This window comes from Halorussus marinus, from assembly GCF_004765795.1.
Lineage (GTDB): Archaea > Halobacteriota > Halobacteria > Halobacteriales > Haladaptataceae > Halorussus > Halorussus marinus.
In genome coordinates, this window is record NZ_SBIV01000005.1 from 173413 (window position 1) to 188430 (window position 15018).

Sequence of the window (15018 nt, forward strand, 5' to 3'; positions counted from 1 at the left end):
AGGCTAATCGTTTCGGTTCCTAAAACAGCCCCGAGACGTTGCCGTCGCCGTCGACGTCCATGTCGGCGGCCGACGGGCGCTCGGGCAGGCCCGGCAGGGTCAGCACGTCGCCGGTCAGCGCGACGAGGAACCCCGCGCCCGCCGACGGGTAGATCTCCCGCACATCGAGCGTCCAGTCTTCGGGGACGCCCTTCTCGCTCGGATCGTCGCTGAGCGAGTGGAACGTCTTCGAGACGACCACCGGCGTCTCGTCCATCCCGAGCGCCGCCATGCGCTCGATGTCGTCGCGGGCGCTCGCGCTGAACTCGACGCCGTCGGCGCCGTAGATCTCGGTGGCGATGGCCTCGATCTTCTCGTCGATGGGGTCGGACAGCTCGTAGAGGTGCTGGACGTCGGGGTCGTCGTCGGCGGCGTCGACGACCTGCTCGGCGAGGTCGACGCCGCCCGCGCCCCCGTCGGCGAACACGGTCGAGGCGGCCGCCCTGATCCCGCGGTCCTCGCAGTGGTCGAGGACCGCCTGCACCTCTGCGTCGGTGTCCTGCGGGAAGCGGTTGAGCGCGACGACGACGGGGACGCCGAACTTCCGGAGGTTCTCGACGTGTTTGTCGAGGTTCGCGAGCCCGGCCTCGACGGCCGCGACGTCGGGGGCTTCGAGCGCCTCCATCTCGACCGGCCACATCTCCTTGCCGTGGTGTTTGAGCGCCCTGACGGAGGCGACGAGGACGGCCGCCGCGGGCTCGACGTCGCCGAACCGACACACCACGTCGAGGAACTTCTCGGCGCCGAGGTCCGACCCGAACCCGGCCTCGGTGACCACCCAGTCGGCCATGCCGAACGCCGCCTCGTCGGCGATCAGCGAGTTCGTCCCGTGAGCGATGTTGGCGAACGGCCCGCCGTGGACGAGCGCGGGCGTGCCCTCGGTGGTCTGGACCACGTTGGGCTTGAGCGCGTCCCGGAGCAGGGCGCTCGCCGCGCCCGCGGCCTCGATGTCCGCCGCGGTGACGGGGTCGCCGGCGTCGTCGTAGCCGACGATGATCCGGCCGATCCGCTCGCGGAGGTCGGCGAGGTCCTCGGCGAGCGACAGGACCGCCATCAGCTCCGAGGCCGCGGTCAGTCTGAAGCCGTCCTCGCGGGGGACGCCGCCGGCGCCCCCGAGCCCGACCACCGTCTCCCGGAGCGCGCGGTCGTTCATGTCGATGGCACGGGGCCACTCGACGCGGTTGACGTCGATCTCGGGGTCGGCGCCCGTCTTGATGTGGTTGTCGACCATCGCGGCGATCAGGTTGTGGGCGGCGGTCAGCGCGTGGATGTCGCCGGTGAAGTGGAGGTTGATGTCCTCCATCGGAAGCACCTGCGAGTAGCCCCCGCCCGCGGCGCCGCCCTTGACGCCGAACACCGGCCCGAGCGACGGCTCGCGGATCGCGACGATCGCGTCCCGCCCGGTCCGGTTGAACGCCTGCCCGAGCCCGACGGAGGTCACGGTCTTGCCCTCGCCCATCGGGGTCGGCGTCATCCCGGTCACCAGTACGAGCTTCGAATCCCGGTCCCCGCGGTCGGTGAGTCGCTCGACGGCGTCGGTCCCGATCTTGGCCTTGTGGTCGCCGTAGCGTTCGAGGTCCTCGGGGGCGAGGCCGAACGGCTCGACCACTTCCTCGATGGGGTCGAGTTCGATCGAGCGAGCGATCTCGTCGTCGGACGGAATCTCGGGCTCGCCGGTGTCAGACGATGTCATAACGGCTCGGGCTTCGGCGCGACGGCTAATGAAGGATGCGCCGATTGCGGCGGGCTGAGAAGGCCCGCGGGGTCGGTCCGCACCGACGCGGCGTCAGTCGTCGGCGGCGCCGCGATCGGCGGGCTCGATCCCGACGTCTATCTCGGCGGCCGCGGCCTTGTACTCGGGAATCTTCGCGCGCTCGTCGAGCACGTCGTTCGTGAGCCGGTTCGCGGACGCCGCCGCGAAGTGGGGCGTGGTCCAGACGACGCCTTCCTTGATGTCGTCGGTGACCTCCGCCCGGACCTCGATCTCGCCGCGCCGCGACCGGAGCCGCACCGTCTCTCCGTCCTCGATCCCGTAGCGCTCGGCGTCGGCGGGGTGGACGTCGACGAAGTTCTCGGGGTGCTGGCGGTTCAGCGTCGGCGACCGCCGGCTCATCGTCCCCGTGTTGTAGTGTTCTTCGAGCCGGGCGGTCGTCAGCACCAGCGGGTACTCCTCGTCGGGCACCTCCTTCGGGGGCTGGTGGGTCACGCCCTCGATCTTCCCGAGGCCGTTTTCGGTGTCGAACGACTCCTCGTAGAGGAACGGATCGCCTTCGTCGCCGGGCTCGTAGCAGGGCCAGTGGACGCCCTCCTCGCCGAGCACGTCGTAGCTCATCCCGTGGTAGCTCGGACAGACCTGTCGCAGTTCCTCGAAGACCGCCTCGGGGTCCTCGAAGTCGAACCCCTCGCCGAACAGCCGGGTGCCGACCTCCGAGAGGATGTCGAGGTCGTGTTTGGTGTTGTCGTGGACCTTCTGGACCGGCCGCATCCGCTGGACGCGCCGGTCGGTGTTGGTGACGGTGCCGCCCCGTTCGGCCCAACTGGTCGCGGGAAGGACCACGTCGGCGTACTTGGCGGTCTCGGTCATGAAGATGTCCTGAGCGACCATGAACTCGAGCTCTTCGAGGCGCTCCTCGACGCGGTTGCCGTCGGGCTCGGACATCACCGGGTTCTCGCCCATGACGTAGAGGCCGTGGACCGAGTCGCCGGCGGCGTGAGAGATCTCGACGTTCGTCAGCCCCGGCTCGTCGGGGATCTCGAAGCCCCAGACCTCCTCGACGCTCTCGCGGGCCTCGTCGTCGTCGACGAGCTGGTAGCCCGGCAGGACGTTCGGCATCGCGCCCACGTCGCAGGTCCCCTGAACGTTGTTCTGGCCCCGGAGCGGGTTCACGCCGGTCCCGGGTCGGCCGAGGTTGCCGGTCGCGAGCGCGAGGTTGATCTCGTTCTGGACGTTGTCGACCCCGCAGGCGTGCTGGCTCATCCCCATCCCGGTGAAGATGGCGGCGTTGTTCGCCTTCGCGTACTTCCGGGCGGCGAGCTCGATGTCTTCGAGCGGGACGCCACACTCCTCGGCGGCCGCTTCCTTGTCGAAGTCTTCGAGCGTCGCTTCGAGGTGTTCGAAGCCTTCAGTGCGCTCGGCGACGAACTCCTCGTCGACCCAGCCGTTCTCGAGCACCGTCTTGAGGACGACGTTCAACAGCGGGATGTCGGTCCCGGGGTTCAGCTGGAGGTGCATGTGGCGGTCGGTGTCCTCGATCTCGAACGACCGCGTGGTCTTGTTGGCGTGGGGGTCGACCTGGATCACGGTCGCGCCCTCGAGGACGGCCTGCCGGAAGTACTGGCTGTTGGCGATGGGGTGTTGCTCGCCGGGGTTCGCGCCCTGAATCCAGAACACGTCGGCCGCTTGCTCCAGGTCGGCCATGCTGTTGGTCATCGCGCCCGCGCCGAGCGAGGTCCGGAGCGCCCAGACGGTCGAGGCGTGACACATCCGCGTGCAGTTGTCGACGTTGTTGGTGCCGTACCGGCGCGCGAGCTTCTGGAGGAGGTAGTTCTCCTCGTTCATCGTCTTCGACGAGCCGAAAAACCCCATCGCGTCGGGGCCGTGCTCCTCGCGGATCCGCTCCATCTCCTCGACGATCAGCTCGTAGGCCTCCTCCCACGTCGCCTCCCGGAACTCGCCGTCTTCTTTGAGCAGGGGCTCGGTCAGCCGGTCCTCGTGGTCGACGACCTCGGTCGCCGCACCGCCCTTGATGCAGACGCGGCCCTCGTTGACCGGCGCGTCGGCCCACGGTCGGAACTGCATGTCGCCCGGTTCCTCGCCCGGCGCGACCTGAATGCCGCAACCGACGCCGCAGTACGGGCAGATAGTCTTGACGGGGTCTTTGCTTTCACCTGACATAATTGGATCGCTCGCTCGGTCGCGAGCCTATAGTTGGAGGATGCTCCCGCCACGATAATGTATCTTCCCCCGACAGCGGGGCCTCGCCCCGGCGCCCTCGGCCGAACGCCCGTTCCCGGGGGGAAACTTTCACCTCGGCGGCCGGTCTACTCGCCGGTCATGGAGCTGACCCCCTCGCTCGTCGAGTCGACGGCCGCCGAGTACCGTGACGCCGAGCCGCTGTACGCGGTCGAGCGCGAGCACGTCGAGATGCTCCCCGGGACGTTCCGTGGCGACGAGTACGGCTGGCGCGACGTCGAGTGGGTGGTCCAGTGGTACTTCCGGCGCCACCTCGGGGGCTACCCCGACGCCGAGCGCCGGGCGACCGAGTCGGCGTTTCGGGACAACGACTTCGGGGCGATCGCCGACGCGCTCGACGCAGTCACCGGAGCCGAGTCGGTCGCCGACCGACTCGATCACCTCACGGCGCTGGCGGGCGTCGACGCGCCGGTCGCCTCTGCGTTCCTGTTCTTTCTGTTCCCCGATACCTGCGTCTCGATCGGCCGCCGGGAGTGGGCCGCGCTCCGGGCGGCCGGCGAGGTCGACCGACCCTATCCGGAGGCGGTTTCGGCCGAGGAGTATCTCGCGTACCACCGGACCACCGCCGATCTGGCCGACCGCTTGGGCGTCGACGCGTGGACGCTCTACCGCGCGCTCTGGCGGCTCGGCGAGACGGCCTGAGATCGACGACGGTCTCGCCCCGCCCGGCCCGCGTCGACCGTATCTTTCGTATTAGTGGGATGAAGGCACAATACATTGCCGGCCGTCCGTCTCGCAGGCACCGGGGAGGCGCCGGTCGCGCCACGGCGCGGCGCGACGATCCCGCTCGGTCGGGATCGGGCGAGTCGCCGACCGGCACTCGGTTCGGAGTCCGACCCGGCGGTCTGTCCCGTCGAGCGAACGATTCGCTCGGGCGAGTCCCTCCCAGATAGGTTTGTAATATTCGGGCAATACCGGTGGGGTCGGCTCCGTCGGCGCTACGCCGCCCGATCGAGGGCCTCGCGGTCTCGGAACGCCGCTCGATTTCGCGCGTTTGGCGTCGAGAACCCGCTCGGTCGCCGAGGTCTGGCGATCGCCGACACGGCCTCCGTGACGCCGGTCGACGCGCCACTCCGGCCGGATCTGACGACCCCGTTCGGCCCGTTCGTTCGCGTTCGGCCCGTTCGGCGCGCCGTCCGACCGACCGTCGGCTCGGTCCGGGTCCGCGCTCGCCGCCGCCCGGACTGGCGCGCGATTGTGCGTTTTCTACACAAGTCTTTTAACCGCGTGGTGTCTACGTTCTGGTGAGACAAATGCCAGACTCGATGTCCGAACAACTCCAGCAAGACATGGAGTGTGAGGGGCTGTTAGAGTGCTTCCACGGCCTCAAACAGCTCGACAAGGAGTGTTTCCAGTCGCTCGTCGACGCCGACGAGCCCCTGACCGTCGACGAGATCGCCGAGGCCGTCGACCGCGAGCGCTCGACCGCCTACCGGGCGGTCCAGCGCCTGCTCCAGACCGGATTCATCCAGAAAGAACAGGTCAACTACGATCAGGGCGGCTACTACCACGTCTACTCGCCGACCGACCCGACCAAGATCGCAAACGACATGCAGCGGATGCTCAACGACTGGTACGCCAAGATGGGCCAGCTCATCCAGGAGTTCGAGACCAAGTACGACCGGACCGACGCGACGGCGCCGTCGGCCGAGAGCTGATCTCGGTCGCGGTCGACTCGCGTTCTCTCTGCGTTCTCAGCGCGCGATAGCGTCGAGTTCCTCGGGCGGACCGCCCGGGAGCGCATCGCGGTCGTGGGCCGCCTCGAAGTCGAGGTCCGGGCCCTTCGGCACGATCCGCTTCGGGTTCAGGTCGGCGTGGCTCCGGTAGTAGTGCTCGGTGATGTGATCCATGTTCACCGTCTCTGCCACGCCGGGCGTCTGGTAGAGGTCCCGGAGGTACGGTCCGAGGTTCTCGTAGTCGGCGATCCGGCGCACGTTACACTTGAAGTGCGTGTGATAGACCGCGTCGAACCGGACCAGCGTGGTGAACATCGCCACGTCGGCCTCGGTGACCACCGGTCCACAGAGGTATCGGCGGTCTTCGAGCAGGTCGTCGTAGCGATCGAGCGCGTCGAACAGTTCCGTGACCGCCTCGTCGTAGGCCGCCTGTCCGCCCGCGAACCCCGCGCGATACACCCCGTTGTTGATGGGCTCGTAGATGTCCTCGATGGTCGCGTCGATCTCCTCGCGGTAGCCCTCGGGGTAGAGGGTCGCGCCGTTCCCGATCCCGTGGAACGCGGTGTCGAGCATCCGCATGATCTCCTCGGACTCGTTGTTGACGATCGTCTCGCGCTCGCGGTCCCACAGCACCGGCACCGTCACCCGGCCCGTGAACTCGGGGTCGGCCGCGGTGTACACCTCCCGGAGGTAGTCAGAGCCGTGAACGTGGTCCTCGGTACAGCCCTCGCGGTCGGGCGAGAACTCCCAGCCGTCGTTCTCCCGGAACGGGTCGACGACCGACACCGAGATCGCGTCCTCCAGCCCCTTCAGGCTCCGGGTGAGGAGCGTCCGGTGGGCCCACGGACACGCCAGCGAGACGTAGAGGTGGTACCGTCCGGCCTCGGCCGGGAACCGGGCGTCGGGATCGGCCTCGACCCAGTCGCGAAACGACGTCTCCTGGCGATCGAACTCGCCGTCCTCGTTCGTGCTCTCGTACGCGTCGGTCCGCCACTCGCCGTCGACGAGCATGTTCATGGCTCCGAGTAGGCGCGCGCGGCGTAAAGGCCTACGCCTCGCGGTCGACTCGACCGTTACTCCCGGACGAATCCGGTCGCCAGTTCGGCCTCCGCGCGCCGGAGGCGGTACGAGAGCGTCGACCGGGGCACACCGAGTTCCGCGGCTAACTCCTCGACGCTGATATCCCGGGGCGTCTCGTAGTAGCCCCGCTCGACCGCCGCCCGAAGCGTCTCGTACTGCTCGTACGGCAGGCCGGGCCGACCGCTGTACGCCGTGAGCCACGCCGACGCGTCGGTGACTCGCCGGAGGGTGAGCCCCACGTCGTCGTCGCCGCGGGCTCGCAGGTCGTCGTAGAGTCGACCGAGCGACTCGTCGCTGGGCACCAGAACTCGCCATGTGTACTCGTCGGCCCGTCGCTCCGTCGCGAACAGCACGCCGGGCCCGAGGTGCGCGAGCGCGAGGTGCGGGATCGACACGCACCGGGCGGTCCGGCGCCACGACCTGAACAGGATCCGGCTGGTCGGGTCCCGGTAGAGGACGTCGGTCCGGTAGTCGCGCGCGCAGTCGCCCGGCCCCAGACAGTCGGCGGCGTGGCCGTGGGCGTCGAGCGTGGCGGCCGCCTCCTCGACCGACCCCTTCGGCCCGACCAGCCGGTCCACGCGCCACCAGTGGTCGGGCGTGACCGCACACGCCAGCGAGTGGGCCGAGAGGTCCGGCTCCTCGCGAAAGGCGTCGGCGACCGGATCGACTCCCGGTTCGTAGTCGAGCCTGAGCGCGAACGCGCGCATACGATCGGGTATCGACCTCCACGGAGTTAGTGTCGGCGGCCCGAGGTGCTCGACGGACGCACGACCGACTCCGTCGATCTGTCGCCGAAACTGAACCGAGCGGCGCCTCGCTTGCGGGCGGATTCGCGCCGAACGGTCCCGACCGAGGGGGATTTCGGCGTGCGCCAACCGAGGACACAGGTGCGTTTCCGTCGACGGTCGGGGTATGGTCCAAGTCGGACTGCTCGTGCTCACCGTCGTGATGGGGCTGCTCTTGTTGGGCGTGGCCGCGTACATCCTCCGCGCGGAGAACTGGCGGTCGTACGCCGCCGCCGGCGGGGGGTACGGGGCTGGCGAACCGGTCACACACCGGGAGAAACCCGGCGGACTGATCCGGTGGCTAACCACGGTCGACCACAAGGACATCGGGCTCCTCTACGGGCTCTACGGCCTCACCGCGTTCGCGTGGGGCGGGATCAACATCGTACTGATGCGGACCGAACTGCTGACGCCCGAGACCGCGGTCATCGGCGCGAACTTCTACAACTCGCTTCTGACCTCCCACGGGATCACGATGCTGTTCCTGTTCGGGACGCCGATCATCGCGGCGTTCGGCAACTACTTCATTCCGCTTTTGATCGGAGCCGACGACATGGCGTTTCCCCGGATCAACGCCATCGCGTTCTGGTTGCTCCCGCCCGGAGCGATCCTCATCTGGTTCGGATTCTTCGCCGCGCCGCTGGGCATCGGTATCGAGCCCTCCCAGACGAGTTGGACGATGTACACGCCGCTGTCGGTCGAGCAGGCCAACCCCGGGGTCGACCTGATGTTGCTCGGACTCCATCTCACGGGCGTCTCGGCGACGATGGGTGCGATCAACTTCATCGCGACTATCTTCACCGAGCGCGGCGATGAGGTCGGCTGGGAGCGCCTCGACATCTTCTCGTGGACGATGCTGACCCAGTCCGGAATCATTCTGTTCGCGTTCCCGTTGCTGGGGAGCGCACTGGTGATGTTGCTCCTCGACCGGAACTTCGGGACGATGTTCTTCGCGGTCGAGGGCGGGAGTCCGTTGCTGTGGCAACACCTGTTCTGGTTCTTCGGCCACCCCGAGGTGTACATCCTCGTGTTACCGCCGATGGGACTGGTGAGCCTGATCCTCCCGCGGTTCTCCGGGCGAAAGCTGTTCGGGTTCAAGTTCGTGGTCTACTCGACGCTGGCGATCGGCGTCCTCTCGTTCGGGGTGTGGGCCCACCACATGTTCTCGACCGGGATGGATCCCCGCATTCGCGGGTCGTTCATGGCGGTGTCGTTGGCGATCGCGGTGCCGTCGGCGGTCAAGACCTTCAACTGGATCACCACCATGTGGAACGGAACCCTGCGGTTGACCGCCCCGATGCTGTTCAGTATCGGGTTCGTCCAGAACTTCATCATCGGCGGGGTGACCGGCGTCTTCCTCGCGTCGGTCCCCGTCGACCTGCTCGTTCACGACACCTACTACGTGGTCGGACACTTCCACTTCATCGTGATGGGCGCGATCGCTGTCGCCGGGTTCGCGGGTATCTACTACTGGTTCCCGCTTTTCACCGGCCGGATGTACCAGAAGACCCTCGCGAAGATACACTTCTGGACCACCATGATCGGGACGAACATGGTGTTTTTCGCCCTGATCCTCCTCGGGTACGACGGGATGCCCCGGCGGTACGCCACCTACCTCCCGCAGTTTCAGGACCTCCACGTCGTCGCGGGCGTCGGCACCTTCATCCTCGCGTTCGGCCAGTTGGTCTTCGTCTGGAACCTCGTCACGTCGTGGCTCGAAGGCCCTCGCGTGGAGTCGGGCGACCCGTGGGCCCTCGAAGACGACGGGCTCAAGACCCGCGAGTGGACGTGGTTCGAGCGCAAGCGCGAGACCGCCGTCGCCACCGACGGCGGCGACGACGCGATCGCCGACGGCGGGGAACCCGAGGGCCCAGACGCCGGGGAGTGACTCACTCGTCGGGCGAGAACGGGCCGACCCCGTCGACCGGGATCACGGAGTAATCGACCGTGAGCGTGTCCTGGGTCGCGCGGATCTTACCGACGAACGTCGAGATGTCCTCCAGCGACCCTTCGAGGGTGAAAAGCTCCATGCAGTAGTGGTCGCCGACGTGGTTGTGGACGTTCGAGGCGACGAGTCCCTCGTACTCGTGGCGGAGGTGCATCATCCGCTCTTCGACCGTGGTGTTCTCGTAGTTGAACAGGACGGTCACGACGCCCATCAGCTCGCGGTCTTCGAGCTTCCTGTCCTCGAACTCCCCGAGGAGGTTGCGGGCGGCCTCTCGAAACACCTCGCTTCGGCCCGTGTACCCGTGTTCGTCCGCGAACCCGTCTACGCGTTCGAGCAGTTCGTCCGGCATCGAGATGCTGACGACGGTCATGTATTAACTCGCGGCCCTCGATATATTAGAACTTATTATTCGAGCTCTTCCCGACCCGGTCGTGACGATTGCGTTCGCGTGTCGGCGCCGCTGGGAACGCGACGTGCGCGGTCGCGTTGTTTTAAGTGACCCCGGTGCGATCGGTCCGGACGAATGACTCTCGCCCCGTTCGCGGCCGCCGCGTCGGCCGCCGACACCGTTGTCGTCGACTTCCTCGGGGCGGTTCTGATCGCGGTCGCGGCGTCGTTTTTCGCGTTCTACGCCGGGCTGAACCGCCGACTCAACCGCCTCGAATCCCAAGACGTGTTCTGGGGCTACCTCGTCTTCGCCGGGGCGGCGGCCGCGGTCTACGGGGTGGTCGGCGTCGCCGAGACGATCGTCCGGGCTCGACTCCTGACCGCGTTCGGCCACGGCGCGCTGTTGCTCTGTACGGTCTTTCTGGCGTTCTCGATGCGGGAGGTGTACTACAACTCCGCGCTCGCACCCCCGTCCGGGGAGAGTCGGGTGTCGCTGGGGTCCCTGCGTCGGATCGAGGCGGGGTTCGTCGCGGTGGTCGTCGTCGAGTGGGTCGCGGTCGCGCTCCTCGATCAGGTCGCGATCGCCCGGTTCGTCAAGGCCGGCGGGAGCCTCGCATTCGCGACTTACGGGGCGGTGTTCGCCGAGAAACTCGAATCCGTGACCCGCGGGACGCCGCTCGACACCCTCCGGCGCCACCTGCTCCCGGTGGTGGTCTGTCTGGGCGCCATCGGCGTGGTGGACCTCGGGACGGCCGCGGGGGTCCCGCCGGTCGTCGTCGACGGCGTCCGGAGCGTGTTCGTCGTGCTGGTCGCGGGCTTTCTCACTACCGCGACGATCCGACTCCAGCAGAACGTCGAGGGGCTGTCGACGTCCGAGTAGCTCGACCTACCGAGGGTGATCTGCTCGTCCGGTCGTCGCTCGCGTCCCGCGGCGCCGGCGCTGTCGAGTTCGAATCAGGGCGGCGAGGCGTTGACCGCCCGTCTTGTCAGAGGCACAGTTGTTTCACCGCAACGCCTGCGCGTCGAATGTACGAATCGCCCAGGCGTATATTCAGTGGGACGGAGACACGGATAGAGGTGTTGCATGATAATACGGCTCTTTTAATACTCTCCGTCGTCGACCGCGGCGTCGGTTTCCTACGCTAACCAAAATCTATAAGTGTATCATATCACATGATTCATTCAGCACCAGCGAGGCCACAAGAACGGCGCCTGACCATGTCCCCCAACCAATCGACTGTTCTCGTCGTCGACGACGAGCAAGACGTTGCAGACCTGTACGCGATGTGGCTTCAGGACGACTACCACGTCCAGAACGCCTATCAGGGTCAGGAGGCGCTCGACATCCTCGACGAATCTGTCGACGTCGTCCTCCTCGACCGGCGGATGCCGGGCCAGTCCGGCGACGAAGTCCTCGAACGAATCCGCGAGCGCGAACTCAACTGTCGGGTGGTGATGGTGACGGCAGTAAAGCCCGACTTCGACATCCTCGAAATGGGGTTCGACGACTACCTCGTCAAGCCCGTCTCGGCCGACGAACTCCACGAGACGGTCTCGACGATGCTTGCGCGCGTCGACTACGACTCGAAACTCCAAGAGTACTACTCGCTCGTCTCGAAGAAGGCGGTCCTCGAAGCCGAAAAAGACGAGCAGGCGCTCGAAGCCAACGACGAGTACGTCGAACTCCGCGAGAACGTCGACCAGTTGCGAGAGGAAGTCGACGCCAGCCGCGACGAACTCACCGACCACGACGACTTCGTGGGCGCGTTCGAAGACCTCTGAGCCGCCCGGATCACTCGCCTCGCACGATCTCGAACGTTCGCCGTATCGCCGTTTCCTGTGTTTCCAGCGCCACGCTCGGTTCCACGTCGCCGCCGCTCGGGGCGTCTTCGCGGGCGCGCGCCGCGGCCGCTTCGGGCGTCAGCGGCAGGTGGACGAACCCGGCCGGCACGCGTCTGTCCTCGGCTTCCAGATACGCCCGCGTCCGGTAGAGGACGTTGTTGCAGAGGTGGGTTCCGGCGGTGTTCGATAGCCGGGCGGGGATCCCGTCGGCCACCAGCGCCTCGACCGTCTCGACGACGGGGAGGGTCGCGAAGTACGCCGCCGGCCCGCCGGCCGCCACGCGCTCGTTTCTGGGCGCGGCGTCGGCGTTGTCGGGGACACCCGCGCAGTCGGCGACGTTGAGGCCCACCCGCTCGACGCTGATCGCCGAGCGCCCCGCGGCCAGCCCCGTCGCGACGATGGCGTCGGGGTCGAGCGTCTCGATCAACTCGATCATCTCGTCGCCGGCGCGGTCGAACGCGACGGGCAGGACCCGACCCGCGATCTCCCGATCGCCGATCCGCTCGCCGTCGAGTCGGCGCGCGATCGCGGCGCTCGGATTCCGATCGTTGTCGCCGAACGGTTCGTACCCGGTGAGCAACAGACACATGCGTTCGCGTGAGCGCCCGACCGCCTTGGAGTTTGCTCCCGGACGCAAACGTTTGCGTTTACGGTTCCGTAGACGTGTTCGTAAACACCGGCGCCCGCGGCGTTCTCTCTGGCGACGTTGCTTCGAAAGAATGTACCTCGTGTACCCCTACCCGAGGTAATTTTAGCCACTCACCCCCTACGTATATGTTTTGTGCTTACCGAGCCGATTGCGGGCCCTCGACGGCCTCGACGGCGGTCTGAGTCCGCCCGTCGAAGACGAACTCGGTCCCGGGCCCGACGCCGGTCTCGTTGGCGAACCCGCGTTCGAGTTCGACTACGTATCGGGCGTCGCCGTCGCTCCGGTACCGATCGAGTTCACCCTCGTCTTCCGGCCCGGGCGTCGCGTGCTCGACGTTCAACACCGTGCCGTCGGGCGCGACGAAGATGATGTCGAGGGCGACGAGCGTGTTTTTCATCCAGAACGAACGTCGGTCGGCGCCGTCGTAGACGAACACCATGCCGTGGTGGTCCGGGAGCGACTCTCGGTTCATGAGCCCCTCGCGGCGCTCTGGCTTCGTGGCGGCGACTTCGAGGCTCACCGTGACGTTCCCGCGGTCGGTGACGAAGGTTCCGGTGACGTTGCCGCCGTCGGTCGTCGTGGCCTCGGGGAGCGACGCCTCGCCCCCGAACGACTCGCCGATCCCGAGACCCAGACAGCCTCCAAGCACCACGAGCGCTCCGAGCGCGATCGCGCCGAGCAGTCTCATACCCACGAATTCGCCCGTGCGACCAAAAAACTGCACCTCAAATCGCGACCAGCGCGAACCCGACGACCAGCGAGACGGTGACGAGCAGCTGGACCGCCGCGGAGCCGAGCACGCCCGCGGTCGCGAACAGCCCGGCCCTGACGCTCCGGGTCGGCTCGCGAGTGCGGTAGAACTCGGCGAGAAACACCACGACGGTGACGCCGACGACGAGCCCCGCGGGGCCGGCGACCACCGCGAGCGGGAGGCCGGCGACCGCGGCCAGCACGGTGGTCTTGGTCGAGGCGCCGCCCGCCTTCGCCGCGAACGCGCCGGCGAAGTGATCCGCGACCATCGCGCCGACGCCGACGAGCGTGAACGCGACCAGCGCGAGCGGGCCGGGTGTCGCGTACCCGGTCGACCACCAGTAGAGGTAGATTCCCACCAGCGATAGCCCCGCGCCGGGGACCATCGGGACGACGCTCCCGACCACGCCCGCGAGCAATAGCGCGACCGCCACGACGAGCAGGAAGTCCATGGTGTCACGTAGGGGGTGGCGACCGTTAGCGGTTCCGCAAAACCGCCATCAATCACGCATACGTTTGCGTTTTCGTTTACGCTATCAGAAACTATCAGCTTCCGCGGAGATGTCTGACGAAGGATTAAGTGAGGTGTTTGCGTTTGCGCAAACGCAAATCATGTCTCGGTCCATTCGCGCCTGTACCTTCCTCGACAAGGGCGGCACCGGGAAGACGACCACGGCGGCCCACCTCGGGGTCGCGCTCGCCGAACGCGGCAAAGACGTGTTGCTCGTGGATCTCGCGGGCAAGCAGGGCGACCTCGTCAAGCACTTCGGCCGCTGGGCGGCGGTCGAAGACCAGATCGCCGCCGAGGACGACTGGCCGAACATCTCGACGGTGTTCCAGGACCAGTGGGACGCCATCGCCGAGAAACTGGGCGAGGCCGCGGTCGAGGATCTGATCCTCGACACCGAGGAGGGCGTGGACCTGATCCCGGCCCACCCGGGACTCGACAGCCTCGACGCCGAACTGGGCAACGTCGACGACGCACAGGACCGCTACTCCCGGTTCGACGCGTTCCTCGACGAGTACATCGAACCGCTGGGCTACGACGCGATCCTCATCGACCTGCCGGGGCTGACCAACAACGTCAGCTACAACGGCCTCTGGGCCGCCCGGAACGTGATCGTCCCGGTCGAGATGGGACCGTTCGAGTCCGAGCAGGCCGAGGCGCTCCGGGCGGACCTCGACAAGATCGCGACCAACTTCGACGTGGACGTCGACCTCGCGATGGTGCTCCCGAACAAGGTCGACAGCCGGACGAAACTCGCCGAGGAGTACCTCGACGCGTTCGCCGAGGCCTACCCCGACGCGGTCGCGCCGGCCCACGTCCCGGTGAGCCAGGACATCCGGAACGCGGCCGATCGGGGCCAGACGGCGTTCGCCCTCGACGAGCCCTCGACCACGGCCGAGCGTGCCCGCGAGGCGTTCCTCGAAAACGCCGACGCGCTTCTCGAGCGCCTCGACGCCGAGCCCGCGGCGCCCGTCGGGGGTGAGCGCGCGTGAGCGACCCCGACCTCGAAGAGCTCCGCCAGCAGACCCAGCGCACCGACCGCCTCGACCAGTCGACGACCGTCGACGACGGCGATCTGGTCGAGGACCTCGTCGACGCGCTGGCGGCCATCGAGTCGGGCGAGCAGGCCAAGACGTTCGCGGCCCGCGACGAGTCGGTGACCGCGCTACTCACGATGCTGGCCGACCGCGAGGACGAACTCGCCGACGTCGGCACGTCGCTTCAGGAGGCGCTCGGCCGAGACGTCGACCCCGAGGCGCTCGATCGTAGCGAACTCGTCCGGCTCGCGGTCCGGCTCGGGCTCCGGGAGGCCGCCCCGGAGTACCTCGAACTGCTCGCCGACGCGTCGGCCGAACACGCCCGCCGCACCGTCTGAGTTCTC

The 15018-nt window shown here is 67.5% G+C and carries 15 protein-coding genes; 7 read left to right on the forward strand and 8 right to left on the reverse strand.

From position 1 onward, the window contains the following. Window positions 1–19: 19 nt before the first annotated feature. Both EPY72_RS11675 and fdhF read right to left on the reverse strand, forming a co-directional pair. Window positions 20–1732, reverse strand: coding sequence for a formate--tetrahydrofolate ligase (locus tag EPY72_RS11675; protein WP_135806535.1), 1713 nt, complete (start codon window positions 1730–1732; stop codon window positions 20–22). A gap of 93 nt (window positions 1733–1825) precedes the next feature. Then, window positions 1826–3934 (reverse strand): formate dehydrogenase subunit alpha, encoded by a 2109-nt coding sequence (fdhF, locus tag EPY72_RS11680; protein ID WP_134671565.1) that lies wholly within the window; start codon window positions 3932–3934, stop codon window positions 1826–1828. A 159-nt stretch (window positions 3935–4093) separates the two neighbouring features. On the opposite strand from fdhF, the gene EPY72_RS11685 reads away from it, so the two are divergent. Together EPY72_RS11685 and EPY72_RS11690 are read left to right on the forward strand one after the other, a co-directional pair. Continuing rightward, complete coding sequence (locus tag EPY72_RS11685; RefSeq protein ID WP_135806536.1) at window positions 4094–4654, forward strand: hypothetical protein; 561 nt, start codon at window positions 4094–4096, stop codon at window positions 4652–4654. A gap of 611 nt (window positions 4655–5265) precedes the next feature. Beyond that, window positions 5266–5670: a helix-turn-helix domain-containing protein gene (locus EPY72_RS11690; RefSeq protein WP_134671563.1), complete on the forward strand. Its 405-nt coding sequence runs from the start codon at window positions 5266–5268 to the stop codon at window positions 5668–5670. Window positions 5671–5706: 36 nt separating this feature from the next. On the opposite strand, the gene EPY72_RS11695 is transcribed toward EPY72_RS11690, so the two are convergent. Continuing rightward, window positions 5707–6705, reverse strand: coding sequence for a glutathione S-transferase family protein (locus EPY72_RS11695; protein WP_135806537.1), 999 nt, complete (start codon window positions 6703–6705; stop codon window positions 5707–5709). Between the two features lie 56 nt (window positions 6706–6761). Next, window positions 6762–7475, reverse strand: a complete 714-nt coding sequence (locus tag EPY72_RS11700; protein ID WP_168216030.1) for a helix-turn-helix domain-containing protein — start codon at window positions 7473–7475, stop codon at window positions 6762–6764. Window positions 7476–7680: 205 nt separating this feature from the next. On the opposite strand from EPY72_RS11700, the gene ctaD reads away from it, so the two are divergent. Then, window positions 7681–9441: a cytochrome c oxidase subunit I gene (gene ctaD, locus EPY72_RS11705; RefSeq protein ID WP_134671560.1), complete on the forward strand. Its 1761-nt coding sequence runs from the start codon at window positions 7681–7683 to the stop codon at window positions 9439–9441. A 1-nt stretch (window position 9442) separates the two neighbouring features. Here the strand turns inward: ctaD and EPY72_RS11710 are convergent, their stop codons facing one another. Further along, window positions 9443–9871 carry a CopG family ribbon-helix-helix protein gene (locus EPY72_RS11710; RefSeq protein WP_134671559.1) on the reverse strand — a complete coding sequence of 143 codons (429 nt, stop codon included), beginning with the start codon at window positions 9869–9871 and terminating at the stop codon, window positions 9443–9445. A gap of 153 nt (window positions 9872–10024) precedes the next feature. Between EPY72_RS11710 and EPY72_RS11715 the strand changes: the two genes are divergently transcribed. After that, entirely contained in the window at window positions 10025–10768 is a 744-nt protein-coding gene (locus EPY72_RS11715) for a hypothetical protein (RefSeq protein ID WP_135806539.1), read from the forward strand. Window positions 10769–11106: 338 nt separating this feature from the next. Further along, entirely contained in the window at window positions 11107–11670 is a 564-nt protein-coding gene (locus tag EPY72_RS11720; RefSeq protein ID WP_134671557.1) for a response regulator, read from the forward strand. 10 nt (window positions 11671–11680) lie between these two features. On the opposite strand, the gene EPY72_RS11725 is transcribed toward EPY72_RS11720, so the two are convergent. The 3 genes from EPY72_RS11725 to EPY72_RS11735 all read right to left on the reverse strand — a co-directional run bounded on the left by EPY72_RS11725 (window position 11681) and on the right by EPY72_RS11735 (window position 13581). Further along, the gene (locus tag EPY72_RS11725; RefSeq protein ID WP_135806540.1) at window positions 11681–12319 is read right to left on the reverse strand and encodes a pyroglutamyl-peptidase I; all 639 of its coding nucleotides are present in this window, start codon (window positions 12317–12319) and stop codon (window positions 11681–11683) included. Window positions 12320–12515: 196 nt separating this feature from the next. Beyond that, the gene (locus EPY72_RS11730; protein WP_135806541.1) at window positions 12516–13067 is read right to left on the reverse strand and encodes a DUF192 domain-containing protein; all 552 of its coding nucleotides are present in this window, start codon (window positions 13065–13067) and stop codon (window positions 12516–12518) included. A gap of 37 nt (window positions 13068–13104) precedes the next feature. Continuing rightward, the gene (locus EPY72_RS11735; RefSeq protein ID WP_135806542.1) at window positions 13105–13581 is read right to left on the reverse strand and encodes a DUF456 domain-containing protein; all 477 of its coding nucleotides are present in this window, start codon (window positions 13579–13581) and stop codon (window positions 13105–13107) included. Window positions 13582–13741: 160 nt separating this feature from the next. Here EPY72_RS11735 and EPY72_RS11740 point away from each other — a divergent pair, with 160 nt between their 5' ends. Then, entirely contained in the window at window positions 13742–14629 is an 888-nt protein-coding gene (locus tag EPY72_RS11740; protein ID WP_134671553.1) for a ParA family protein, read from the forward strand. Then, window positions 14626–15012, forward strand: a complete 387-nt coding sequence (locus EPY72_RS11745; protein WP_134671552.1) for a DUF8115 family protein — start codon at window positions 14626–14628, stop codon at window positions 15010–15012. The genes EPY72_RS11740 and EPY72_RS11745 overlap by 4 nt, the downstream gene beginning before the upstream one ends. The last annotated feature ends 6 nt before the right edge of the window (window positions 15013–15018 follow it).

What these genes read in the sequence shown, in the direction of transcription:
- EPY72_RS11690 (WP_134671563.1), top strand. Translation starts at nt 5,266, where the DNA reads ATGCCAGACTCGATGTCCGAACAACTCCAGCAAGACATGGAGTGTGAG.
- EPY72_RS11675 (WP_135806535.1), bottom strand. Translation starts at nt 1,732, where the DNA reads ATGACATCGTCTGACACCGGCGAGCCCGAGATTCCGTCCGACGACGAG.
- EPY72_RS11715 (WP_135806539.1), top strand. Translation starts at nt 10,025, where the DNA reads ATGACTCTCGCCCCGTTCGCGGCCGCCGCGTCGGCCGCCGACACCGTT.
- ctaD (WP_134671560.1), top strand. Translation starts at nt 7,681, where the DNA reads ATGGTCCAAGTCGGACTGCTCGTGCTCACCGTCGTGATGGGGCTGCTC.
- EPY72_RS11730 (WP_135806541.1), bottom strand. Translation starts at nt 13,067, where the DNA reads ATGAGACTGCTCGGCGCGATCGCGCTCGGAGCGCTCGTGGTGCTTGGA.
- EPY72_RS11710 (WP_134671559.1), bottom strand. Translation starts at nt 9,871, where the DNA reads ATGACCGTCGTCAGCATCTCGATGCCGGACGAACTGCTCGAACGCGTA.
- EPY72_RS11700 (WP_168216030.1), bottom strand. Translation starts at nt 7,475, where the DNA reads ATGCGCGCGTTCGCGCTCAGGCTCGACTACGAACCGGGAGTCGATCCG.
- EPY72_RS11685 (WP_135806536.1), top strand. Translation starts at nt 4,094, where the DNA reads ATGGAGCTGACCCCCTCGCTCGTCGAGTCGACGGCCGCCGAGTACCGT.
- EPY72_RS11720 (WP_134671557.1), top strand. Translation starts at nt 11,107, where the DNA reads ATGTCCCCCAACCAATCGACTGTTCTCGTCGTCGACGACGAGCAAGAC.
- EPY72_RS11735 (WP_135806542.1), bottom strand. Translation starts at nt 13,581, where the DNA reads ATGGACTTCCTGCTCGTCGTGGCGGTCGCGCTATTGCTCGCGGGCGTG.
- EPY72_RS11740 (WP_134671553.1), top strand. Translation starts at nt 13,742, where the DNA reads ATGTCTCGGTCCATTCGCGCCTGTACCTTCCTCGACAAGGGCGGCACC.
- fdhF (WP_134671565.1), bottom strand. Translation starts at nt 3,934, where the DNA reads ATGTCAGGTGAAAGCAAAGACCCCGTCAAGACTATCTGCCCGTACTGC.
- EPY72_RS11725 (WP_135806540.1), bottom strand. Translation starts at nt 12,319, where the DNA reads ATGTGTCTGTTGCTCACCGGGTACGAACCGTTCGGCGACAACGATCGG.
- EPY72_RS11695 (WP_135806537.1), bottom strand. Translation starts at nt 6,705, where the DNA reads ATGAACATGCTCGTCGACGGCGAGTGGCGGACCGACGCGTACGAGAGC.